The sequence below is a fragment of the Erythrobacter longus genome (assembly GCF_000715015.1).
In the GTDB taxonomy this organism is placed as follows: domain Bacteria; phylum Pseudomonadota; class Alphaproteobacteria; order Sphingomonadales; family Sphingomonadaceae; genus Erythrobacter; species Erythrobacter longus.
In genome coordinates, this window is the sequence record NZ_JMIW01000009.1 from 1 (window position 1) to 23,401 (window position 23,401).

At 59.1% G+C, this 23,401-nt stretch carries 19 protein-coding genes and 1 tRNA gene; 13 read left to right on the top strand and 7 right to left on the bottom strand.

Features of this window, described 5'->3' with window-relative positions:
• A partial coding sequence (locus EH31_RS15255) for a YadA family autotransporter adhesin (protein ID WP_034962026.1) occupies nucleotides 1-1,791 on the top strand: 1,791 nt, incomplete at its 5' end.
• 437 nt (nucleotides 1,792-2,228) lie between these two features.
• Here the strand turns inward: EH31_RS15255 and EH31_RS15260 are convergent.
• Nucleotides 2,229-2,302, bottom strand: a tRNA-Gln gene (locus EH31_RS15260).
• Between the two features lie 58 nt (nucleotides 2,303-2,360).
• Complete coding sequence (locus EH31_RS15265) at nucleotides 2,361-4,277, bottom strand: DEAD/DEAH box helicase (protein ID WP_081853451.1); 1,917 nt, start codon at nucleotides 4,275-4,277, stop codon at nucleotides 2,361-2,363.
• Nucleotides 4,278-4,554: 277 nt separating this feature from the next.
• Here EH31_RS15265 and EH31_RS15270 point away from each other — a divergent pair, with 277 nt between their 5' ends.
• Both EH31_RS15270 and EH31_RS15275 read left to right on the top strand, forming a co-directional pair.
• Entirely contained in the window at nucleotides 4,555-5,898 is a 1,344-nt protein-coding gene (locus EH31_RS15270) for a Ppx/GppA phosphatase family protein (protein WP_034962028.1), read from the top strand.
• Between the two features lie 4 nt (nucleotides 5,899-5,902).
• Nucleotides 5,903-6,568 (top strand): RlmE family RNA methyltransferase, encoded by a 666-nt coding sequence (locus tag EH31_RS15275; RefSeq protein ID WP_034962030.1) that lies wholly within the window; start codon nucleotides 5,903-5,905, stop codon nucleotides 6,566-6,568.
• Nucleotides 6,569-6,626: 58 nt separating this feature from the next.
• On the opposite strand, the gene EH31_RS15280 is transcribed toward EH31_RS15275, so the two are convergent.
• Nucleotides 6,627-7,319 (bottom strand): c-type cytochrome, encoded by a 693-nt coding sequence (locus tag EH31_RS15280; protein ID WP_081853452.1) that lies wholly within the window; start codon nucleotides 7,317-7,319, stop codon nucleotides 6,627-6,629.
• 166 nt (nucleotides 7,320-7,485) lie between these two features.
• On the opposite strand from EH31_RS15280, the gene EH31_RS15285 reads away from it, so the two are divergent.
• The 8 genes from EH31_RS15285 to bla all read left to right on the top strand — a co-directional run bounded on the left by EH31_RS15285 (nucleotide 7,486) and on the right by bla (nucleotide 15,936).
• Nucleotides 7,486-8,406, top strand: a complete 921-nt coding sequence (locus tag EH31_RS15285) for a prephenate dehydratase (RefSeq protein WP_034962031.1) — start codon at nucleotides 7,486-7,488, stop codon at nucleotides 8,404-8,406.
• Between the two features lie 63 nt (nucleotides 8,407-8,469).
• Nucleotides 8,470-9,258, top strand: a complete 789-nt coding sequence (locus EH31_RS15290) for a hypothetical protein (RefSeq protein WP_241765955.1) — start codon at nucleotides 8,470-8,472, stop codon at nucleotides 9,256-9,258.
• Nucleotides 9,255-10,553: a DUF4350 domain-containing protein gene (locus tag EH31_RS15295; RefSeq protein WP_051699347.1), complete on the top strand. Its 1,299-nt coding sequence runs from the start codon at nucleotides 9,255-9,257 to the stop codon at nucleotides 10,551-10,553. The genes EH31_RS15290 and EH31_RS15295 overlap by 4 nt, the downstream gene beginning before the upstream one ends.
• A gap of 74 nt (nucleotides 10,554-10,627) precedes the next feature.
• Nucleotides 10,628-11,584 (top strand): AAA family ATPase, encoded by a 957-nt coding sequence (locus tag EH31_RS15300; protein WP_034962232.1) that lies wholly within the window; start codon nucleotides 10,628-10,630, stop codon nucleotides 11,582-11,584.
• A 20-nt stretch (nucleotides 11,585-11,604) separates the two neighbouring features.
• Complete coding sequence (locus tag EH31_RS15305) at nucleotides 11,605-12,945, top strand: DUF58 domain-containing protein (protein ID WP_034962033.1); 1,341 nt, start codon at nucleotides 11,605-11,607, stop codon at nucleotides 12,943-12,945.
• Nucleotides 12,942-14,006, top strand: coding sequence for a stage II sporulation protein M (locus EH31_RS15310; RefSeq protein WP_034962034.1), 1,065 nt, complete (start codon nucleotides 12,942-12,944; stop codon nucleotides 14,004-14,006). The genes EH31_RS15305 and EH31_RS15310 overlap by 4 nt, the downstream gene beginning before the upstream one ends.
• Nucleotides 14,007-14,008: 2 nt before the next feature.
• A complete protein-coding gene (locus EH31_RS15315) occupies nucleotides 14,009-14,980 on the top strand; it encodes an RDD family protein (RefSeq protein ID WP_081853453.1) in 972 nt (323 codons plus the stop codon).
• Nucleotides 14,981-14,997: 17 nt separating this feature from the next.
• Nucleotides 14,998-15,936, top strand: a complete 939-nt coding sequence (gene bla / locus EH31_RS15320) for a class A beta-lactamase (protein WP_241765956.1) — start codon at nucleotides 14,998-15,000, stop codon at nucleotides 15,934-15,936.
• A 24-nt stretch (nucleotides 15,937-15,960) separates the two neighbouring features.
• On the opposite strand, the gene EH31_RS15325 is transcribed toward bla, so the two are convergent.
• The gene (locus tag EH31_RS15325) at nucleotides 15,961-17,100 is read right to left on the bottom strand and encodes an isoaspartyl peptidase/L-asparaginase family protein (protein ID WP_422110935.1); all 1,140 of its coding nucleotides are present in this window, start codon (nucleotides 17,098-17,100) and stop codon (nucleotides 15,961-15,963) included.
• 55 nt (nucleotides 17,101-17,155) lie between these two features.
• On the opposite strand from EH31_RS15325, the gene EH31_RS15330 reads away from it, so the two are divergent.
• Nucleotides 17,156-18,127 (top strand): SDR family NAD(P)-dependent oxidoreductase, encoded by a 972-nt coding sequence (locus EH31_RS15330; RefSeq protein ID WP_034962038.1) that lies wholly within the window; start codon nucleotides 17,156-17,158, stop codon nucleotides 18,125-18,127.
• Nucleotides 18,128-18,130: 3 nt separating this feature from the next.
• On the opposite strand, the gene EH31_RS15335 is transcribed toward EH31_RS15330, so the two are convergent.
• Nucleotides 18,131-18,682, bottom strand: a complete 552-nt coding sequence (locus EH31_RS15335; RefSeq protein ID WP_034962039.1) for a DUF2306 domain-containing protein — start codon at nucleotides 18,680-18,682, stop codon at nucleotides 18,131-18,133.
• Nucleotides 18,683-18,869: 187 nt separating this feature from the next.
• Here EH31_RS15335 and EH31_RS15340 point away from each other — a divergent pair, with 187 nt between their 5' ends.
• Nucleotides 18,870-19,742 carry a LytTR family DNA-binding domain-containing protein gene (locus tag EH31_RS15340; RefSeq protein ID WP_034962238.1) on the top strand — a complete coding sequence of 291 codons (873 nt, stop codon included), beginning with the start codon at nucleotides 18,870-18,872 and terminating at the stop codon, nucleotides 19,740-19,742.
• A 95-nt stretch (nucleotides 19,743-19,837) separates the two neighbouring features.
• On the opposite strand, the gene katG is transcribed toward EH31_RS15340, so the two are convergent.
• Both katG and EH31_RS15350 read right to left on the bottom strand, forming a co-directional pair.
• Entirely contained in the window at nucleotides 19,838-22,012 is a 2,175-nt protein-coding gene (katG, locus tag EH31_RS15345) for a catalase/peroxidase HPI (RefSeq protein WP_034962042.1), read from the bottom strand.
• A gap of 440 nt (nucleotides 22,013-22,452) precedes the next feature.
• Nucleotides 22,453-23,349, bottom strand: a complete 897-nt coding sequence (locus EH31_RS15350) for an NAD-dependent epimerase/dehydratase family protein (RefSeq protein WP_034962044.1) — start codon at nucleotides 23,347-23,349, stop codon at nucleotides 22,453-22,455.
• Nucleotides 23,350-23,401 lie beyond the last annotated feature (52 nt).

Here is a 23,401-nt window from a genome sequence, read left to right on the forward strand (position 1 = left end):
GCCAATGGTCTCGAATCCTCAGCCATCGGCTACGAGAACCTCGCCGACGGCTTCGGTGCATCGGCGCTCGGCGGCGAAAACGAGGCGACCAACCAGTTCGCCAGCGCAGTTGGCTGGGCCAACACGGCGAGCGGGCAGAACAGCCTTGCAGCCGGACGCGGCAATCAGGCGACGGGCCTCAACTCTGCCGCCATCGGCAACCAGTCCGTGGCATCGGCTGACAGCGCGCTGGCAGTGGGCGATAATGCCCAGGCGACCGGCCTTGGCAGCACCGCCGTTGGCCTTGGCTCAATCGCAAGCGGCGAGGAAGCCTCCGCAGTCGGGGTCCGCGCGACCGCATCCGGGCTCGAATCCTCAGCCTTCGGTTATGAAGTCGTCGCAGACAGCTTCGGCGCGACGGCTCTGGGCGGAGAAAGCTCAGCGACAGCACAATTTGCAACCTCGGTCGGCTGGGCCAACAATGCCAGCGGCGAAAACAGCCTCGCCACCGGACGCGGTAACCGCGCAACCGGTGCGAACTCCGCCGCCATCGGCAATCAGTCTGTCGCATCAGGCGGCGCCGCACTGGCTGTAGGCGATAACGCCCAGGCAACCGGCACGCGTGCAACTGCTTTAGGCCGCAGCACAAGAGCATCGGACTTGGACACTCTTGCCGCAGGCTCCTTCGCGTCCGCTTCGCAGGAAGAAGCGACCGCGCTTGGAACATTGTCAGTCGCGAGCGCCGCGCAGGCGACCGCAGTCGGCTCGCGCGCTCAAGCAACGGGCGAAGGCAGTCTTGCTGCTGGCTTCCAATCCGCAGCGAGCGGCGAAGAATCCTCGGCAGTCGGCGTTCGCGCGACCGCGCTTGGGCTCGAGTCCTCTGCCTTCGGTTATGAAGTCGTGGCAGACGGCTTTGGCGCAACCGCGCTCGGCGGGGAAAGCGAGGCGACCGCCCAATTCGCAACGTCTGTAGGCTGGGCCAACACGGCGAGCGGTCAGAACAGCCTCGCCACCGGGCGCGGCAACCAGGCGACGGGCCTTAACTCCACCGCAATCGGCAACCAGTCGGCAGCATCGGGCGAAAGCGCGGCAGCTGTGGGCGACAACAACATCGCTTCCGGTCGTCAGTCTGCGGCGCTGGGTTTCACCAACACCGCCAGCGATTTCGGCGCAACGGCTATTGGCGGACGCAATCAGGCGACCGCGCAGTTCGCCACGGCGGTTGGCTGGGCCAACACCGCATCCGGCGTCAACAGCTTCGCAGGCGGCAACCGTGCAGCGGCAACGGCCGACGGTGCAGTTGCCCTTGGTGACAATGCGGCGGCCTCGGCAGCCTCAAGCGTTGCTCTTGGCGCGGGCTCCATCGCTGACGAGGAGAACGTCGTTTCGGTCGGTTCTGCCACAAACCAGCGCCGGGTCGTCAATGTCGCGGCAGGCACCGCAGCAAACGATGCCGTCAATCTGGGTCAGTTCCAAGCTGGGCTCGATGCTCAGGCGCTGCAATTGCAGGGCGCATTCAACACTCAGTTCGCCGATCTGTCCGCCGGCTTGGCCGATCTCGATTTCCGACTGGAGGACGCGGTTGACGATTCCAATGCAGGGATCGCGGGCGCCATGGCCGTTGCAAGCATTCCCCAGCCGATGAACGCAGGCCGCACCATGATCGGCATGGGCACCGCCACATGGGGCGGCGAGGTCGCCTTCTCCTTCGGTGCCTCGCACGCGATGGAAGACGCGGTCATCAAGGTGGGCGCAACCGTCGACGGTCGCGGCAATGCCGGCGCGAATGCCGGGATCGGTATTCAGTTCTAGCCACCGGTTGCTCATCCAGAGCGAAAGGGGGCGACCCGGTGCGGTCGCCCCCTTTTTTTGCGGCATTTTGAGCCCTTTTACGCGGCATAGGCGTGAAGGACGGGGCTTAAGCGAGCCGCGCCAAATCCGGTCTTTCTTCAACGAGTTCGATTATAAGAAAACACTGCACGGGAAGGTTCAACAGAAGACCCCGGATGCATCGCACGAAGCCTTTGGCGCGACGCCAGTTACAACCTAGCTCTATAGACAAGCTACTCCACGAGACACCCAGCAACTACGGCTAGCTGCAATCTCGCCCGAAAAGGTTACGCAGCTCAGCTCTGGCAGATGACAGGAGATTTGAGCGCGGTGGCGCAGTCGAACCGAGAGAACCTCAAGCGCGAGCGTCCCACCGTTTTGTCACAGCGGGCAAGCTTTGCTGTCAAGGGATAGAAGTCTGGATGCCCCGTGAGGATTCGAACCTCAATTGACGGAGTCAGAGTCCGTAGTCTTACCATTAGACGACGGGGCAAGAGCCGCGCGCCTCTAGCCCGTGCAAATGCACGGGTCAAGCAGGGCGAATCGCGTGCCTAGTACCGCTTGTCGCCTTTGGGTTTCGGCTTTTTCCCAGCTCCGCCTTTGTAATCGGCTCCGGCTTTCTTGGCTCCGGTGCCTTTACCCGGTGCGCCTTTATCCTTGCGGTCAAACTTGGGCTTTGCGCCAAAGGGTTTGCCGCCTTCAAATGGTGCAGCGCGGTCATCCGGGCGTTTGCCCCGAGGGCCTTTGTCGCCCCTGGCGCCTTTGGGACCCTTTTCCCAATTGCCGCCGCCTTTGCGAAATGGTTTTGCAAAAGCCTTGGGCCCGCCGTGCTTGCGGTTGCTGCGCGCCTCCATGCGGGGGCCTTCAGCCGATTCCTCAATCGGAATATCGTCCTGCTTGTCGCCGCTGTTTTCTGTTTGCTGCAAGCTTTGCGCAAAAGCGGGTGCCACGGCGCGCGGAACCTGGAACCACGTTTCATCAGGGCCCACACGGATCGCACCGATTTCATTGCGAGTAATCCCCCCGCGCCTGCAGATCAGCGGCAGGATCCAGCGCGGCTCAGCGCTCTGACGCCGGCCCACGCCCATCTTGTACCATACGATATCTTCAAAGCCGTCGCGGCGACGTTCTTCCTTGGCCTTTTCATGCGCCTGGGGTGTGTTTGCCATCAACTCTTCGGGTTGAGGCATCTTGGCGCGGTGCGCTTTGACCAGCGCTGCAGCGATATCCTCTGGTGCCATTTGCTCCAAAAGCTCAGCTGCAATCGCCCGGTCATCGTCCTCATATTCGGCAGGCGCGGTGAGAGCCTCCATCAGACGGACATGATCTTTCTTGGCAATAGCTTCGGGCGTTGGCGCGCCCATCCACTGCGCCTCGATTTTCGCACCGCGAAGCATGCTTTCAAGACGGCGGCGACGGTTGAACGGCACCAGAATTGCTGCTGTGCCTTTCTTGCCTGCGCGCCCTGTGCGCCCCGAACGGTGTTGCAGCGTTTCGGCATCGCGCGGGGCCTCTGCATGGATCACAAGGCTAAGCGAGGGAAGGTCGATGCCGCGTGCAGCAACATCGGTCGCAACGCACACTTGCGCACGCCGGTCCCGCATCGCCTGCAGCGCCTGATTGCGTTCTGATTGGGAGTGCTCCCCAGACAGCGCCACGACCCCAAACCCGCGGTTTTGCAAGGTTGCGTGAAGCCGTCTCACGCTGTCGCGGGTCGCACAAAAACAAATCGCCGTTTCGGGATCGTGAAAACGCAGCAGATTGACCACAGCCTTCTCGATCTCAGATGGGCCAACGGTGATCGCCTGATAGCTGATATCGCCATGCCCGCGGTCTTGTCCTGCAAGAGAGAGCCTGAGCGCATCGCTTTGGTAGCGTTCTGCCAAACGCACAATCGCACGCGGCAAAGTCGCCGAGAACAACAGCGTGCGGCGTGTTTCGGGCGCGGCATCGAGGATTTCTTCCAGATCATCGCGAAAGCCCATATCGAGCATTTCGTCCGCTTCATCGAGCACCACGCCCACCAGGCCCGACAGATCAAGCGAGCCGCGATTGAGGTGATCTTTCAACCGCCCCGGCGTACCCACCACGATGGCTGGACCTGAACGCAAATTGCGACGCTCTTTGCTGGCATCCATGCCGCCGACACAGGTTGCGATGCGAAGCCCCACTTTGGCATAAAGCCAGCTCAGTTCGCGGCTGACCTGCAAAGCGAGTTCGCGGGTTGGCGCAATGACCAAGGCGAGCGGTTTTTCGGTAAGCGGTGTGCCGCGAATTTCGCTTAAGATCTCATCGGACAATGCAAGGCCGAATGCCACAGTCTTGCCGGACCCGGTTTGCGCAGAGACGAGCAAATCCCGGCCCTTTGCTTCAGAATCGATGACGGCTGCTTGAACTGAAGTCGGAGCCGAATAGCCGCGTTCGACCAAAGCCTCGCCCAAAAGTGGCGGTAGTGTTTCAAAAGACATGTAATTTCGCTTGGGTAAGCGCACATTTTGCGTGCGCAGGAATAAAAGAGGTATGAGAAAGGCGCATACTTAGCATGCGGTCCAAACCGGCAAACGCCAGCGCCAATGGCACCCGTGAGAAAGCCCCTTAGCGGTATTGCACAGCTTTGGCTCCATTTATTTTGCGAAATGCGCGTTGCAGGCCACCAAGCTTGCTTGCTCTTGGTCGCCTCATCGTTTAGCTCTGGCGGCAGGTGCCGATGCAAAATACGCAGTCGGTGATATGAAAGAATGACTTATGGCGGATCAGCTTCCGCCGGACGATAATAAAAGAGCTGGCAAAAGACGGAGCAGCAGGTCCGGCAAAGTTGCCGATTTTCGGTATAAACGCTCTAGCCAGCACAAAAAGGCGGCCCCCAAAGGTGCCGGCCAAACCCGCAGTGAACAAAAGCGGGGTGGTTCGAACAGACGCGGGCAAAATGCCAATCGCGCGAGCTCTAGTCGCGAAGGGTCCAACCTCGCACCAGCCGATCGGGCCGAGGCCCTTCCCAATCAACACGGCAAGGGTGGAAAGCCCTCTTCGTTTGCTGGTGGATACAGATCCGGCGAGGCGTATGCTGCACTGGATTTGGGGACGAACAATTGCCGCTTGCTGATCGCAAGGCCTTCAGGGGGCGATTTCACCGTCATTGACGCCTTTAGCCGGGTCGTAAAACTGGGCGAAGATTTGACCTCATCGGGCCGGCTTTCCGACGAAGCAATGGAACGCACGATGAGCGCACTTTCGGTGTGCGCGGAAAAGCTGCGCCGCCGCAATGTCCGCCTTGCCCGGTCGGTCGCAACCGAGGCTTGTCGACGGGCATCCAATGGCGAAGCCTTTATTGAGCGGGTCCGCCGCGAGACAGGGATCGCGCTCGACATCATCAGCGCCGAAGAAGAAGCGCGCCTTGCGGTTCTGGGTTGCCATATCCTGCTCGAAGCGGGCGAAGGCCCGGCGGTCATATTTGATATTGGCGGGGGTTCGACCGAGCTCGTCCTGCTCGAGCCCGGCGAGAAAATCCCCCACATAATCGACTGGCAAAGCGTGCCTTGGGGTGTGGTCTCGCTCACCGATACGGTGCAGCCGGTGCAAGATGATGGCCTATCGCCAACAGAGGCGCGGCTTGCGCGCTATGCCGAAATGCGCCGCGTGGTCTCTGAAAGCTTTGCACCTTTTGCGCGGCGAATTGCGGGCGCCAGCAAGGCGGACGACATCCGGCTTTTAGGGACCAGCGGAACCGTCACCACCCTTGCCAGCCTTCACCTTGAATTGCCGCATTATGACCGTAAGGCGGTCGACGGATTGATCGTCCCCTCCCAATCCATGCGCGAGATCACCAACCGCCTTTCGGGAATGTCCCCGGAAGAGCGAAGCCAACTGCCTTGCATTGGCAATGACCGCGCTGACCTGGTGGTGGCGGGCTGTGCTATCTTGGAGTCGATCCTTGATCTATGGCCTGCACCAAGGCTGGGCGTTGCCGATCGCGGCATTCGCGAAGGTATCTTGCGCAGCATGATGGCAGCAGAGCTTGATAGTCAAAACGGTCGCCACGCATTGCAGGGCGCAAAACCGGGCGATCCAGAAAAAAGAGCAACGGGATAGAGCAATGACACGATCAGGCCGCGATCCCGAAAAACGGGTTAGAACCGCTAAAAAGCGCACGGAAAGTTCCACTCGCTGGCTGCAACGCCAGCTCAATGACCCCTATGTGAAAAAGGCCAAAGCCGACGGCTATCGCAGCAGAGCAGCGTACAAGCTGATCGAGCTGGACGAGAAATTCAGCCTTATTCGCGGATCTAGACGTGTGGTCGATCTTGGCATTGCACCGGGCGGATGGAGCCAGGTTGTGCGCGTTAAAGCGCCCAAGGCGCAGGTTGTTGGAATAGACCTCTTGCCAACAGAGCCCATCGAAGGGGTCACCATCTTTGAGATGGACTTTATGGATGATGCGGCCCCTGCGCGGCTTGAAGAAGCGCTTGGCGGGCCGCCCGATCTGGTCTTGTCAGATATGGCCGCAAACACCGTAGGCCATAAGCAAACCGACCACCTTCGTACGATGGGACTGGTCGAGGCTGGCGCGTGGTTTGCGGTTGAGACGCTTGATAAAGGCGGGGCGTTCGTTGCCAAAGTGCTGGCCGGCGGGACCGATGCTGATCTGCTCAAACTGCTGAAATCGCATTTTAAAACGGTCAAGCACGCCAAACCCCCCGCGAGCCGCAAGGACTCATCGGAATGGTATGTTGTCGCTCAAGGATTTAAAGGGCGCGAATAGAACGCGCCCTCATTAAATCTGCCTGCCCAAATCGGCCCCGCAGGCTCAACTCGAAAATTTAGCTTGCGGCTGTTTCTGCGGTTTCTTCTGAAGTCGCTTCGGCTTCAGCTGCGCCTTCTTCTGCCCCTGCTTCGGCGGCTTCATCCGAAGCCGGCTCTGCTTCTTCTTCAGCAGCAGCAGGCACAAATTCCGGCACAGGGATATTTGACCCAAAGGTGTTGAGATAAAGCGCAATCGCTGCACGATCTTCAATCTTCGAGAGGCCAGCAAAGCCCATGCTGGTGCCGTCGATGTATCCGCGTGGGTTTGCGAGCCACTGGTTCATCTCTTCCCAGCCCCAATTGCCGCCAGCACCGCTTATTGCGCTGGAGTAACCAAAGCTCGGATTGTGCCCGAATTTTGCTCCCATCACGCCGTAAAGGTTGGGACCAACGCCGTTGGCACCGCCTTGTTCAACGCTATGACAGGCTGCGCATTTGGCGAAGGCTTTCTCACCGTCTGCTGGTGTGACAGAGGCGAGAGCCTCAGCGAAGCTGATCTCCGCCGGACCGCTGCCGGTTTCTTCGACGCCTTCGATAATATAGCCGAGCGTTTCAGGACGCTCAGGGTTGTCAGCGTGGAAATACTTCCCGCTCAGAATCGAAAGACCAAGCCCAAGGGCTGCTGCAAAAAGCACCCAGCCTGCTGCGGTGTTAAAAAGATCGCCTGATCCTGCGTCTTTATCTGACATATTTGCGTTGTCCTGTGTCATCCCGGCGCCCCCATAATCTGGCCTTTCTCACTTCGCAAGGTGAAACGCATCATCATATGGTGCATGAATTACAATATCCCGCTTACGATAATCCTTTTCACAAGCCTGTGACTTCATACCTAAGGCTTGCCACTGATTGGCCCGGAGGATAGCACTGCGCGCCAATATGATGGACTTCCCAGAACTTGCGCTCCCCATTATCGAGGAAATGCGCGAAGCCGCCAAGCTGAACCCTGCCAATGCAATCGCGTTTCAAGGCTCGCCAGGAGCCAATTCGCACCGCGCCGCCCTGGAAGCGCGCCCGGATATGGCGCCGCTGCCCTGCTATGGCTTTGTGAACGCGCTGGATGCGGTTAAGTCGGGAGAGGCGGGCCAAGCCATTATTCCGATTGAAAATTCCCACAACGGGCGGGTGGCGGACATTCACTTCCTTCTGCCTGAAAGCGGCCTGTCGATTGTGGGTGAGTATTTCCTGCCGATCCACCACGCGCTGATGGCGCCTGCGCCCCAAAAGGATGAGGCGCGCCCTACTCTTAAATCGATCAAAGCCGCATACAGCCACCCACAAGCATTGGGCCAATCGCGCGCCTTCCTGCGCGAACACGATATCGTCCCGCTGAATTTTATCGATACAGCTGGCGCGGCTGCTCATGTGGCGGAGCTTGGCGATCCGACAATTGGCGCGATTTCGCCTGCGATTTCAGCACAGCTTTATGGGCTCGATATCGTGCAGGACCATGTTGAAGACGCGGCCGACAATATGACGCGGTTTGTGATTCTTGCTGACAAGCCCACGTTCCTGTCGGTTGATCCGAGCAAGCCAGCAATGACGACCTTTATCTTTGAGGTGAAGAACATTCCCGCCGCGCTTTACAAAGTCCTTGGCGGCTTTGCCACGAACGGCGTCAACATGACGAAACTGGAAAGCTATCAGGTGGGCGCAAGCTTTTCAGCGACGCGCTTTTACGCTGACATCATCGGTTTGCCCGGCGATCCTGCGGTTGACCGCGCATTGGAGGAATGTGCATTTCATTCCAAAGAATTGCGAATTCTTGGGACCTATGAACAGGCAAGAAAGCGCGGGTAGGCTTCGCCGCCACCGTTCTTTGAAAGGATTTGCCCGAATTAGTGTGATTTAGCGCGCTTAAGTGTGTTGCTTGCACTGGCAAGCCATGCCACCACTGAAATCGGGATGGCGATTACTTCTCCGACAACCACGCAGCCACAAGAAGCGAGCGCGAGCAACGTGCCTGAGGGTATTGGTGTGCCTGAGCAGATCAACGCGCCCAGTGGCTGGCGCGAATTGCGCAATGATAGCGATATCCAGTTCGATGAATTTGCCATGGCCCCGCCCGAGGTGCGCGAACCGAGCTGGTTTGACGGCATCTTCCGCGCAATCGGAGAGTTTTTGGGTTGGATCTTGGGCCCCGTGGGTGAATTGCTGGCTCGCAATTGGAGCGTTATCCAATGGGTAATCCTCGGCCTTCTTGCCCTGTTCGTGCTCTATTGGATCGCGCGCAGTATTGGGCCACTGGCCAAATCACGCGCTGATGCGAAGGCAAAGGCTGCGGCTGCGGCAAGCGATCCCGAATGGCAACCCAGCGAATCTGAAAGCATGGCGCTTCTCGAAGATGCAGACCGATTGGCCGCTGAGGGGCGCTTTGATGAAGCAACCCACTTGCTTCTGAAACGCAGCGTCAGCCAGATCGCAGGCGCACGGCCTGATTGGGTCGACCCCAGCAGTACCGCAAGAGAGCTTGCCGCGCTTCCTGCACTCTCGGCCCCGGCACGCGGCGCTTTCAAGACGATTGCGGAACAGGTGGAGCGCAGCCTTTTTGCTTTACGCCGCCTTGACCGAGGCGATTGGGAAGCGGCCCGCGCGGCCTATGCCGACTTTGCGCGCCAGTCGATCGAAAGCAAGCAGGAGGCTTCCGCATGAGCGGCGCAATCGCCTCTCCTCAAGGTTCCACCGGGCGAACGGCCAACCCCTTTGGGAAAAGCGCGGTCCTCGCGATCCTACTGGTCGGGTTCGGGGCCTTTGTCGCGATGCTCTATTTTATTGGAGCAGGCGACACTGGCGGCGACCGAGGCACAGGGCCAGCGCACGCATCGTCCAATGCGCTTCATGGGTTTGCAGGGCTTACCCAATTGCTCGAGGCCAATGGATATGAGGTGGAAAAATCGCGTGAACCTGGCGGGCTTGAGACATCGGACCTTCTGGTTCTGACACCGCCACGTGGCACTGACCCGGAAGAGTTCGCCGCGATCCTTGAAGAGCGCCAGTATCGGGGGCCAACACTGGTCATTTTGCCCAAGTGGTACGCGGTGAAGCCGGGCGGCGAAGTGGCCGAAGCGGATGGGGACCGGGTGCAGGATGACTGGGTGCAACTGGTGTCTGCTGAAAACCCCACATGGACCCAGGAATTGCCGGAACCCTATACGCTGGAAGTGGTCGAGGAAACCGCAGATGAGGGCAAAACGCCGCGCTGGGGCGGGCTCAGCCTGTCTGGAGAAATGCCAGCCAAGGATATTCATTATTCCAAGAAAAACCCCGATCACGAAGCCTTGGTGATTGATGCCAGCGGCCGCACGCTGGCTGTCAATGTGATTGGCCAGCCCGGTTCCTATTTCTACGAAGATGCGTATGAACTCACTTTCGTGATCGACCCTGATCTTGTGAACAATTACGGGCTTGCTGACCCGGCGCGCGCCGCCCTTGCGCTTAAAATCATTGAGCAAGCCGGGTATGACGCAAACCGCGTCACTTTCGATATGACGCTGGTTGGCCTTGGCGGATCGACCAACCTTTTGACCCTTGCCTTTCGCCCACCCTTTTTGGCAGCGACCATCTGCCTGATTTTGGCGCTGCTGATCGTTGGATGGCGCGCTTTCTTGCGCTTTGGCCCGGTCGCAGCCCACGCGCCCGAGGCCCGTTTTGGCAAAGCGCAATTGGTGTCAAATGGCGCTGGACTAATCGTTCGCGCAGGGCGTTTGCGGCTTCTGGCAGAGCCTTATGCCGCCCTGATCGAGCGCAAGCTTGGCAAAGCGTTGGGCCTTGCAAAGCCCAACCCACAAGCCATCGATCTGGCGCTTAAACAGCGTCTTCCCGACGAAGAACCTTTTTCAAACCGCGTGGCCAGATTGCAAAATGCCACAAAGGCAATCGAGGTCGTGCGCGCGGCTCAAAGCCTTAATGACCTTGCTTCCAAGACAGTAGGAAAATCCAAACGATGACCACTAGCGAAACCCCTTTGGGCGCAGATTTGACCGATCAAGGCTCCACGAGTTCGGCTCCCAAAAGCGCAATGATGTCGCTTCCCGAGCTTCGCACGCTTGCTGACCGCATCCGGGCCGAAATCGCCAAGGCTATAGTCGGGCAAGAGGCGATGGTCGATCAATTGCTGGTCGCTATGGTGAGCCAGGGGCACGTTCTTCTGGAAGGGCCTCCGGGAACGGCAAAAACCTTCTTGGCGCAGGCGTTTTCGACCGCGCTGGGCCTTGATTTCGGGCGGATTCAATTCACGCCGGACTTGTTGCCGGGCGATATCCTGGGCTCCAACCTGTTCAATTTCCAGACCAGCCAATTCACCCTCACACGCGGGCCAATTTTCTGCGAGCTGCTTCTGGCTGATGAGATTAACCGCACGCCTCCCAAAACACAGGCCGCTCTGCTTGAGGCTATGCAGGAACGGCGCGTTACATTGGACGGTGAGACGCACCGACTGCCGCCGCAATTCATGGTCGTGGCAACCCAAAACCCGATTGAGAACCAAGGCGTCTATCCGCTTCCCGAAGCGCAATTGGACCGGTTCTTGTTCAAGCTTCTGGTGCCATACCCCGATGAAGCGGATGAAGCGCGCATCGTCACCAACTTCGGCTCTCGCCAAGGGCCCCAGCATCCCACCGACCTTGGAGTGGGCGCGGTTGCCAATGAACAAACACTGGCAGCAGCGACCGCTTCCTTGTCGCAAGTGACGCTGGCCGATGACATTACCGGATATGTCGTGCGACTGGTGCGCGCGACGCGCGATCATGCAGATTTGTCGGTAGGCGCATCGCCTCGTGCAGCGGTCATGCTGGCAGGCGCATCCAAAGCGCGCGCCGCGCTTGAAGGGCGCGATTATGTGATACCTGACGATGTGAAAGCGCTGGCTGTCCCGGTTTTGCGCCACCGTCTGACGCTTAGCCCGGCGGCTGAAATCGAAGGGCGCGATGTCGAGGCATTGGTCGCCGAATTGATCGAAATGACTGAGGCACCCCGGTAATCAACCCGGTAATCACCCCTTTGGCACGTTTTCCCACCCTTCCTTTGGTTCCGACACCGCGCGCGGCGTGGAGCATTGCTGGCCTTGCGCCTTTGGCCGTCGTGATTGGCGCGCTGTCGCCTCAGTTTTGGGTGATCGCACCGATTGCAGGCGTAGCGCTCATTGCCTTGATCGTGCTCGACGGATTGATCGCAGGGCCTTGCGAGGAATGGCACGTAATCGCGCCTGCCGATACCGAGGTAGGGCAAGAGACCGCTTTGGATGTGCACGCCCGCTTTGCCCGTGGTGGGGGCTTTGGACACGAGGCCGCGCTCGAATTTGACCCTCGCCTTGGCCCGGATGGCAGCGCCTTGATCGAACTCGTGCCGACCGGAACCGCAAACGAATTTAGCGGCACCCGGACCGTCAAGCCTGCCCGCCGCGGGACAGCGCCAATTACTCGGAGCTGGCTGCGCTGGAACGGTCCGCTTGGCCTTGGTGCGCGGCAGGACATGAAAGTGCTGGAAGATCAGGAGGTCCGCATCTGGCCTGATCTTTCGCCTATCCGGTCCAAAGAGCTGCAAACCTTTTTGAAAGACGCGCAAACCGGCCTTATCGCAAGGCGTATTCGCGGCGAAGGTACGCAATTTGAGGCGCTGACCGAATATGAGCCGGGCATGGACCGCAGGCGGATCGACTGGCGAGCAAGCGCGCGGCATATGGCATTGTATGCGCGTGAAAACGAAAGCGAGCGCAACAATCAGATCGTCTTCGCCTTCGATTGCGGTCAGGCGATGTGCGAGCCTGTGCACGGCCTCCCCCGCATCGACCGGGCTGTCTCCGCCGCGCTCACCTGCGCTTACGTCGCGCTTAAAAGCGGGGACAAGGCGGCCCTCTTCGGATTTGCGCAGCGCCCCCAGGTGATGACACCATTTGTGTCGGATGCGCGCGCCTTTCACCGCTTGCAAAGCGCGGCTGCTGCGCTTGACTATGAAAGCGCAGAGCCCAATTTCACGCTCGCTCTCGCAACATTGACTTCCAAGCTTCAGCGGCGATCCTTGATCGTGCTGTTTTCCGATTTTACCGATCCCACAGCGGCTGAACTCATGGTGGAAAGCATGGGGAGGCTCGTCAAAAAGCACCTCCTGTTGTTTGTCACTATCGCTGATAGCGAGCTTGAAACCTTCATCGAACAAGAGCCTGGCGATGTTGCAACCCTGGCGCGCAGTGTGACCGCTGACACCTTGCTCCAGCAACGCCGCATTGTGCTTGGCCGGCTGCGCCAGATGGGCGTTGATGTGATCGAAGCGCCGTATGACCAGCTTGGCTACGATCTCATCGACCGATATTACACGATCAAGAACAGCGAGGCGATCGGATGAAGGCCCCTGTTTTATCCTCTTGGTTTGGCAAATCCGCCGTCACAGCCCCGCCCGATATCGAAAGCGCAGCGCTGCGTTCTGATCGGTTCCGGCTTGAGCGCGAAGAAGATTGGCTGCGCCTTGAAACAATCGTCAAGCAGATGGAAAAAGGCGGCCTTCGCCGGATAGACGACGAAGACCTGCTCGCCCTGCCCACGCTTTACCGCACCGCTGCCTCAAGCCTGTCGGTCGCGCGCGAAACTTCGCTGGATGCAGCAACCTTGCGCTATCTGGAAAGCCTTGTGCAACGCTCGTGGTTTCAGGTTTACGGCCCGCGCAAGGGCTTTTTTGCATGGTTCCGCGAGTTTATCCTTGGCGGATGGAGCCGGGCGGTGCGCGAGATCTGGCTGGATATTTGCATCGCGCTGTTCGTGATGGTGGCTGGCGCGGTTGTCGGGTGGATTTTGGTCGCGCAGGACAATGACTGGTATTACCGCCTTGTGCCGGGTCAATTCGCCGACACACGCGTTCCGGGTGCAAGCCGCGACGTCTTGCTGGACACGCTCGGCACACAGCAGGATGCCGACGGGTTATCCGCCTTCGCCGCAAGCCTTTTCAGCAACAATGCAGGCGTTTCAATCCTCGCCTTTGCGCTTGGCTTTGCGTTCGGCATCCCCTCGCTTTTGCTGCTGGTTTACAACACCGCCTTGCTAGGGGCGATGATATGGGTGTTTGCCAGCCAGGGGCTCAGCGTTGAATTTGCCGCATGGCTTTCCGTCCATGGGACGACGGAATTGTTCGCAATCCTTTTGTCAGGCGCAGCAGGATTGCACATTGGCCGTTCCATGGCGTTTCCGGGCACATCGTCCGTCCTCGAAGCGGCTGCAACAAGCGGCAGGCGCGGCGCGGTTGTGATGGCAGGGGTCATCATAATGATGGTGATCGCAGGCCTGCTCGAAGCGTTCCCGCGCCAATTGGTCGGTAGCGTCGAAGGGCGCTTTTTGATCGGGGGTGGTTTCCTGGCCTTCTGGCTGACGTACTTCTTCCTCTACAATCCGCGCCGTCCGTTGGAGGGCGAATAGTCATGGTTTCCCTACCGACATTCGGGCGCGCAAAAGCGGACGCTCCCAAATCCGGGCTCCCAAAAGCTGGCGCGTTGAAGCGGCCTAAGAAAGAGCGCATTCTGGTCACCCCTGAGGGGATCGAAGTGCCGATCATGCTCGCCTCTCGCGGCAGCCGCCTGGGCGCTCTCATCCTCGATTTCCTGTTCTTCATCATCGGCACCTATCTCTTTGTCCTGCTGCTCGGCTTTATGGCGGGAGGCGTGCAGGACGCGTTTGACCCTGAGACGATTGAAAACGCGCAAGGGGCGATGGAATTTCTCTATGTGCTCCTCACCCTGTTCATTTTCTTTGTGCGATATGGCTATTTTCTCGCCTTCGAATTGGGCCCGCGCGGCGCAACATGGGGCAAGCGTATTGTCGGCATTCGGGTGGCAGCGCGCGGCGGTGGCCGTTTGACGCCAGAGGCGGTGATTGCCCGCAACCTTTTGCGCGATATTGAGCTGTTTATGCCGCTTGTCTTCCTGCTTGTCGCCCCAACGGGCGAGACGGGCAGTTTCGGGATTGCAGGCGCGATCTGGTTCGGCATCTTCATGCTGTTCCCCTTCTTTAACAAAGACAATTTGCGCGCCGGGGACGTGATCGCGGGCACCTGGGTGGTCGAGGCGCCGCGTACGAAACTGGCGCAAACCCTTTCCACCAGCGGCGCGGCCGCTGCGAGCGGGTCAAGCGAGGTCACCGGCGCGCGATATGACTTTGGCGAGGAAGAGCTTTCGGTGTACGGTGAACATGAGTTGCAGGTGCTCGAACGGGTGCTTCGCGAAGACAAGGACGATGCGCTAAGCCCGGTCCATGCGGCCATTTGTCGCAAGATTGGCTGGGATCCGGGTGCTGGCGATGAACGTGCGTTTCTTGAGGCCTTTTATGCGCAACTTCGCGCCAAGCTTGAAGGCGATATGCGATTTGGCAAACGCAAGGCCGATAAGCATTCATAAGGTACAAGAGCATGACCATGGATAGAAGAACATTTGTCGCAAGCGGGTTTGTCGTTGCAGGCTTTGTGGCCAGTGGATGCTCGGTCGATTTGCCGAAAATCGAAGTGCCTGAAATGGGTCCAGGCAACAAATACGCCGCCATGCTGCGCCAGATCGAAGGTGAGTTTGGCGGGACCCTCGGCGCAGAGTTTGTCGATGTCACAAGCGGGCAAGCGGTGGGGCTTAACAGCGATGTGCGCTTTGGCCATTGCTCTTCATTCAAACTCTCGCTGGCGGCAAAGATACTCCAACGCGATGTGAGCGGCGAAGACAGCGCCGAGCGCCGTGTCACATGGAGCGAAGACGACCTCATGTCCGTCTCGCCCTTCACCACGCGCACGCTTTCCCAAGGGGCCACTTTACGCGAACTGGCCGAGGCGACGCAGAAATATTCCGACAATGCTGCGGCCAATATCCTGCTACGCGAAATCGGCGGGCCTGCTGCCCTCACCGCCTTCTGGCGCTCATTGGGCGATGATGTAAGCAGGCTTGATCGGTATGAACCGACGCTCAATCTTGTGCCCCCAACCGAGGTGCGCGACACAACCACGCCCGCCGCCATGGCGCGCACCGTGGCCAAGTTGGTCTATGGCGATGCTCTACCCGAAGCAGATCGTGCGACTTTAAGGCAGTGGATGGTCGATACCCCCACCGGCCTTGACCGGGTGCGCAAAGGCTTGCCCGAAGAATGGCTTGCAGGCGACAAGACCGGAACCGGCCTTGGCCCTGGAACAGGCGGGATTTACATCGATATAGGCTTTGTCCAGCCGCCCGAACGCGGCGCAATGACCTATGCGGCCTATTACCGTCCGGCGGGCACCGACAACACATATGACAAGGGCCATGAAGAGCCCCTGGCCCGCGCTGGCGAAGTGCTCACTGCCTTTGCCAAGAGCTTTGACAAGGCGGACAAGTAAGCGCGAAGGCGCGCGTCTTCGCTATCAATGGTCGGGGGTGTTCGACGCCCCTGCTTCGTCCTCACCGCCAAAGATCGCCACTTCATTGAGCCCATCGCTATTCGCGCGGCCCCGGTACATGCCAGCGGTGTTGAAGCTATAGAATACATCGCCTTCGGGTATTGCGACAATCACGCCGCCATCGCCGCCCAGTTTTTTCACCTCTGCCATGACCGCGTCAGCGGCATTTTGAGCTTGTTCACTAAACTGGGGTAGGTCGATCTCATCAGAATCTGCCGGCCTCATCATGAGCGCCTTCAAGACTTCGGGATCCATCAAACGCAGGAACCGCAAACGCGAACAAATATCCTGTGCCACACCCACACGAATGAAATACTCACCCCAACCGGTCGCAGACACCGCGCAAGAGCGATTATCCGCATAGGTCCCCGCACCAATCACAGGCGCATCGCCAATCCGGCCCCAGCGCTTGCCCGTCATGCCGCCGGTTGACGTGCCAGCAGCCAAATTCCCGTCTTGATCGAGCGCCACAGCGCCCACGGTGCCGAACTTCAAATCCACATCGAGCGCCGACAACTCCCGCGCCTTCATCCGCTCAAGGCTCTCGCGGCGGCTTTGGGTTGCAAACCATTCTGGCGGGGTCACTTCAAAGCCCTGCTCTCCTGCAAACTGTTCAGCGCCCTCGCCCATCAGGAACACGTGAGGGCTGTTGGTTCGCACTTTGTCAGCGAGAAGGATCGGGTTCTTGACCGTCTTCACCCCCGTCACCGCACCTGCACTGCGATCCCGGCCATCCATGATCGAGGCGTCGAGTTCGTTCTCACCTTCCCATGTGAAAACCGCCCCGCGCCCTGCGTTGAACAGCGGATTGTCCTCCATCGGGATGATCGCCGCCTTCACCGCGTCCATCGCGCTGCCGCCGTTCTTGAGCACCTCGGTCCCCGCATCCAGAGCCTCTTGCAACGCCGCCTCATAGGCCACGCGCTGCTCAGGCGTGATGTTCTCCGGCAAAATCGTCCCCGCCCCGCCATGGATCGCGATCGACCATTTGGGTTTCTCAGCCCCGTGATCACCCCCATGATCATCAGCAAAAGCGGCAGTGGGAGCGAGCAGAGCAAGGCCTGCGGCTACAATCGTGAGAAGAGCGTTTTTCATGGCTTGCATTGCTAACCCGTCTGCGCGCATCACACCAGACACGAATTTGGAAAGGACCCCGCAAATGGCCGCATTTGGAGAAAACACCACCGCTGATGAGGTGCTTGAAGGTGTGGACCTTTCAGGCAAGACGGTGCTGGTCACCGGCGGCTCATCCGGGCTTGGCCAAGAGACAGCCCGCGCCATGGCAGCAAAGGGGGCGCACGTTGTGATCTGCGCGCGCAATCCTGCCCAAATGGAAGAGGCAGTCGCGGCGATCAAGGCCGAGGTGCCTGATGCCAAACTCGACACGCTCACCTGCGACCTCGCATCTCTGGAAAGCATCAAGGCAGCAGGAGCCGAGGCCAACAAGCGTTTTGAGAAAATCGACATTCTCATCAACAATGCAGGCGTTATGGCGTGCCCCAAGATGGACACGGCTGACGGGTTTGAGATGCAGTTTGGCACCAACCATCTCGGGCATTTTGCGCTTACCAGGCACCTGATGCCCTTGATTGAGGCAGGCGCAGGCAAAGCTGGAGGTGGGCGCATCGTAAACCTCTCGAGCCGGGGGCATCACATTGGGCCTGCTGACCTTGATGACCCCAACTTTGAGACCAGCGAATATTCCCCGTGGGAGAGCTATGGCCGCTCAAAGACCGCCAATATCCTGTTTACCAGGGGGCTTGAGGATCGCTTTGCTGCCAAGGGCATCCATGCCTACGCTGTGCATCCCGGCGGCATTCAAACCAATCTTGGCCGCCACCTGACCGAGGAAGACAACAAATTCCTGATGAAGCGGATGAAGCAGCAAGCCGAGGAATCCGGCAAGGCGACGATGTTCAAGACCATCCCCGAAGGCGCAGCGACGCAAGTTTGGGCCGCCACTGCCGCCGAGTTGGAGGGCCAAGGCGGCGTTTATTGCGAGGACTGTCACGTGGCCGAAGTAGACGATGTGTCCAGCAATGGCGGGGTGCGCAGCTACGCGCTTGATAAAGCAACTTCGGACCGCTTGTGGGCGCTTTCTGAAAAGATGACCCACGCGGTTTTTGCCTAGGCTTTACCCAAATAGCATCACATTCATGAGGCGACCGGGAAGGATCACCGCAAACACACCCGGGATCATCAAAGCGCCAAGGAACAGGCTCACGATTTCCGCCTTGTGCCGCTTGATGTCACCCTTGCGAGCGCTGCTGATAATCAGCCACGCCGCACGGTAGGTAAGCGGCACAAAGATATGGATCCACGAAAGCGCCATGCCATCATGGATAAACAGGGTCAATGTCGCGGTGATGACCATCAAGGCCACCCAAAGCTTGCCCAGCGCCTTGTGCAGCGCGGTGCCTTTGCGAGCGATCAAGAGGTACAGACCAAGCGGCACGCAAGGAATAACGGTCGCGACATGAAACATGATCGCGGCATTGCCCAGATGCGGCAGATCAGGGGCGAAACCAAATAGCGCCCGCATAATCGCTGCCACACAAACGGTGGTCATCGTAATGCCAGCGAACAGCACGGCGGCTCTTGTGATAAGCCCCAGCTGCATGACGCCCTTGGGCTGGTTGAGGCGTTGGAAAGCGGTGAGCGGGCTTGGCAAGGTTGCAGTTGTCATGGTGGGCCTTTCAAGTGAATTGCGTTTCGTTGAGACCCAAACTGGCTGATGCCCGTTCGCCTGCAATCGAGTGTTCGCAAAAAGGCCCTACCCTTCGCGAAATGGCGCTGAGCGCACTCAGAACGCGCAAGGTTTCTGCGCTTTGCCACTTTACGAAGCGCGAATGGGCAGGCAGTTTGCGAGCGCAATGACAGAAACTTCAGGCGAAATGGCGATCACGCCGCCAATGGGAAACCGGGCGAAGTTTTTGCGCGGGCTCTTTACTGACCTTGCGATCATGACCGCGATTGGGCTTTTCCTTGGCGTTCTCGGGCCGTTTGGGACGATTGATATGCCGCTTGGCGTTCGGCTGGTGAGCTGGCTTGCCTTCTCCTATCTGGGCTACATTTGCTATCGCCCGATGGAGACGCTGGTCGCATGGGGCGAGCGCACGCTTCACCTGCCGCGCATCGGGCTTTGGATTGCGGCGGCGGCTGTTTCCTCCGTGCCGATGACCATTGCGGTCTTGAGCATCGGCAACTTGCGCAGTCCGCTCTATTGGCCCGGCCTTGATGTTGCGCTCACCAGCTATTTCTACGTTTTTGTCGTAGGCGCAGCGGTGACCTTGCTGTTCAATGTCCTGGGCCTGCGCAAGGCGGTTGAGCCCGACCCCGTGCCCGCCAATCCAGCGCCCCACCCCTTGGCCCAACCCTTGGCAGAAGGGGCAAACGCTGCGCCGCCCGCTGTACCCGCAGATGAACCGGCCCAGTCCAATCCACTCCTCGATGCCCTTCTCCCTGCCCTTGGCAGTGATGTGATCGCTTTGCAGATGGAGGATCATTATGTTCGCGTGCACACAAGTCTTGGATCAGAGCTGGTCCTGATGCGGCTGCGCGATGCGATGGTGCACATTTGCGATATTGAGGGACGTCAGGTCCACCGCAGCTGGTGGGTTGCGCGCCTTGCGGTTGAAGACGTGCGCCGCGATGGCCGCAATGTACGGCTGGTTCTGCCCGGCGGTCTGGAGGCCCCAGTGGCACGCGCCCAAGTGAGCGAGTTGAAAGATGCTGGCTGGATTTAAAAGGTTTGGCACACGAAAAAACCCCCGGCGAGTTTCCTCACCGGGGGTTTTCCAATTCTCAGGGCTCGCGAAAGCGAACCATCGTCTCGCCAGCCTTAGAAGCGGCCTGCATCCATCACTTTGGTGAAGGCGGCGACGAAGTCGTTCACGAACTTCTCTTGCGCGCCGTTTTCCGCATAGACTTCGGCTTGAGCGCGAAGCTGCGAGTTGGAGCCGAAGATCAGGTCGGTGCGGCTTGCGCGGAACTTCTCTTCGCCGGTCTTGCGGTCCGTACCCACATATTCTTCATCGCCTGAGCCATCGACCGGAGCCCATTTGGTGCTCATATCCAGAAGGTTGGTGAAGAAGTCAGTGGTCAGCTGGCCCACGCGGTCCGTGAAGACGCCGTGCGGACGATTGTCACTGTTAGCGCCCAGCACCCGCAGGCCCCCGACCAGAACGGTAAGCTCTGGCAGTGAAAGACCAAGAAGATGCGCCTTGTCGATCAGCATATCTTCGGTTTTCACATTGGCTTTGCTCTTGAGGTAGTTGCGGAAACCATCGGCAAATGGCTCCATCGGTTCAAAACTTGCCGCATCGGTCATTTCGTCGGTCGCATCGCCGCGCCCGCCGGTGAACGGTACGCTGACGGTGAAACCGGCGTCGGTCGCCGCTTTTTCAACGGCTGCGTTACCTGCAAGGACAATTGCATCTGCCATCGAGATAGAACCGCGAAGCTCCTCGATCTTGGCAAGAACCTTCGCGAGTTCCTCAGGATCGTTAGCCGCCCAATCCTTTTGCGGAGCCAAACGAACACGCGCGCCGTCCGACCCGCCACGGTGGTCAGAATTGCGATAGGTCGAGGCCGAAGCCCACGCCGCTTTCACAAGCTCGCTTACGCTGAGGCCGCTGCCCAAAATCGCCGACTTGAACGCATCTGCGTCTGCATCAGAAGGCGCAGTGCCAGCGGGCACGGGATCTTGCCAGATGAGGTCTTCGGCGGGCACTTCGGGACCCTGATAACGGGATTTTGGTCCCATATCGCGGTGGCACAGTTTGAACCATGCGCGCGCAAATGCGTCATCAAGCTGCTCAGGGTTTTCAAGGAAACGCTTGGAAATCTTGGCGTATTCCGGGTCCATTTTGAGCGCCATATCGGCGGTCGTCATCATGGTTGGAACCTTCTTTGACGGATCACGTGCGTCAGGTGCCAGATCCTCTGGATCGGGATTGATCGGGGTCCATTGCTGCGCACCGGCCGGGCTGTGTGTCAGCTCGAAATCATATTTGAACAGCAGGCGGAAGTAGTCGTGGCTCCACGATGTGGGGTTGTTCGACCATGAACCCTCGATGCCAGAGGTCGTGATGTGACCTTTTCCGATTTCCTCTTCATCGTTCAGCCAGCCAAAGCCCTGAAGGTGCAGTGCCTCGCTCTCGGGAGCGCCGCCAAAGGTGTCCGATGGCTGCGCGCCGTGCGCTTTACCAAAGGCGTGACCACCAGCGGTAAGTGCCACGGTTTCTTCGTCATTCATCGCCATGCGGGCAAAGGTTTCGCGCATGTCGCGGGCTGATTCCAGCGGATCAGGGTTGCCGCCTGGCCCTTCGGGATTGACGTAGATCAGGCCCATCTGGATCGCGGCGAGCGGATTTTCGAGCGCCTTGCCTTCATCAGGAATGATCCGGGTTTCAGCGCCTTGGTCGACCCACTGTTCTTCCGTGCCCCAATACACCATTTCTGGCTCGAACACGTCCGAACGACCGCCGCCGAAACCAAAGACCGGTCCGCCCATGCTTTCAATCGCGACGTTACCGGCGAGGATGTAAAGGTCAGCCCAGCTGATGCCTTTGCCATATTTCTGCTTGATCGGCCAAAGCAGACGGCGCGCCTTGTCGAGGTTGCCATTGTCTGGCCAGCTGTTCAATGGCGCAAACCGTTGCTGACCACTGCCAGCGCCGCCGCGGCCATCGCCTGTGCGGTAGGTGCCTGCTGCGTGCCATGCCATGCGGATGAAGAACGGGCCGTAATGGCCATAATCGGCTGGCCACCAATCCTGGCTGTCAGTCATCAATGCCGTGAGGTCAGCCTTCAAAGCGTTGTAATCAATCGCGTTAAAAGCGCTCACATAGTCGAAATCTTCGCCGTATGGATTTGCGCTTTTGCCTCGCTCGGTTAGCAGGCCAAGGTCGGTTGCCTCTGGCCACCAGTCCTTGTTCTGGCGGCCCAACAGCGTGCGGGTTGCTCCGTCGCCGTGGAAGGGGCAGCCGCTCATTTCACCAGTTTTCGCGTCCATAATCGTCTCTCCTTGGGTAATTCTCGCGCCCGACTCATGGAAACGGGCTTAGGGGATGCAAGATGATGGAGAAGCGTCGAACGGTCCAATCGATTAATCTGTCGAGATTGATTGTAAATTCCGATGATACGCAAAAGCGGACGCGCAGAAATGGAGGTGAAAAGACGAACCGGAAGCCGCCAACTTTTTAAGGGGGGGGGGGGTGAAGTCAGCAGACTTCCGGTTCTTTTGGGCGCAAGGCGGTAAAAGGGGGGGCTCGCCTTGGCCGAAGTTTTGAAACCACCAGCAAGAGGGGGTGGCCGATGGTTTCATGAACGGGTGGGGTGACCCGTTGATTGCGAAATAGTGAGCCCGGTCGCGATTGAAAGCTTAGAGTTGCGATCAATATGATCGAAAAAACTGATGTAACCTTTTTAGGCCACCCCCGGTGTTTTACGTGGTCATTCCGCCTTTGCGATAACAGGCGCACCCGTCGGCAGGACTTCGAGATCGTGGCGGTCCGTTTGCGCCAAGACCTCTTCCCAGCCCCAGCGTGTTTTCCATCCCAGATCGCGCATTGCACGGCCCGGATCGTATATACGGTCGATAGTTGAAGGCAGCGTCCACCTGCGCGCCTCAAACGCCTCTGCTAGTTTTGGCGCACGTTCGCGAATTACGGCAGGCGCATGATGGGAAAGCGCTTCGCAATCTTCGCGCCGAAAAGGTGTGGCGCCTGAAATCACGAAGCGGGCAAAGGCCGGGCCATGATGGGCGCGATGTAGGGCAAGCAGATGCGCCTCCCCCACATCGCGCGCATCAATGCCGCGGTGGAGGCGATAGGTGGCCATTTGCGGCGCGCTTTCGGGAAAACACCGCGACATGCGCAGAACTCTGACTGGCAAATGGGGAGCGGCGTGCGCCTCAAGCAGTTTTTCTGCCGCGAGCTTTGTGCGGTGATAAATGGTTTTGGGGAGCGGCACTGTTTCCTCGTCCAACCATGTGCACTGGCCCGGCGAAATCGCATGGCCATAAAGCGCGGTGGTGGAAGTGTAGAGAAACGCAGTGGTCCCCGCTTCACTCGCCCAGGCGTAGAGCTTAGCCGTCGCATCGACATTGGTCTGCGTGAACTCTTTGTCCGGGACAACACCCACATGGGGCGCGTGCGGTCCGCCCGTATGGATCACCGCATCTGCGCCTTCCAACAGAGGGCGCATGACCGCTTCATCGCCGCAATCCGCGACGATGCGCGTGGTCGAGAAAGCGCGCGTATCAACGCCGACAACCTCATGCGCCGGGGCAAGGCTTGAAAAGATAGCGCGGCCAATACGGCCAGAGGACCCTGTAAGAATGACCTTCATGGCGCAGCGTTGTGCCGCATTTGAGGCCACAGGTCACGCCCTGGAATGCAGG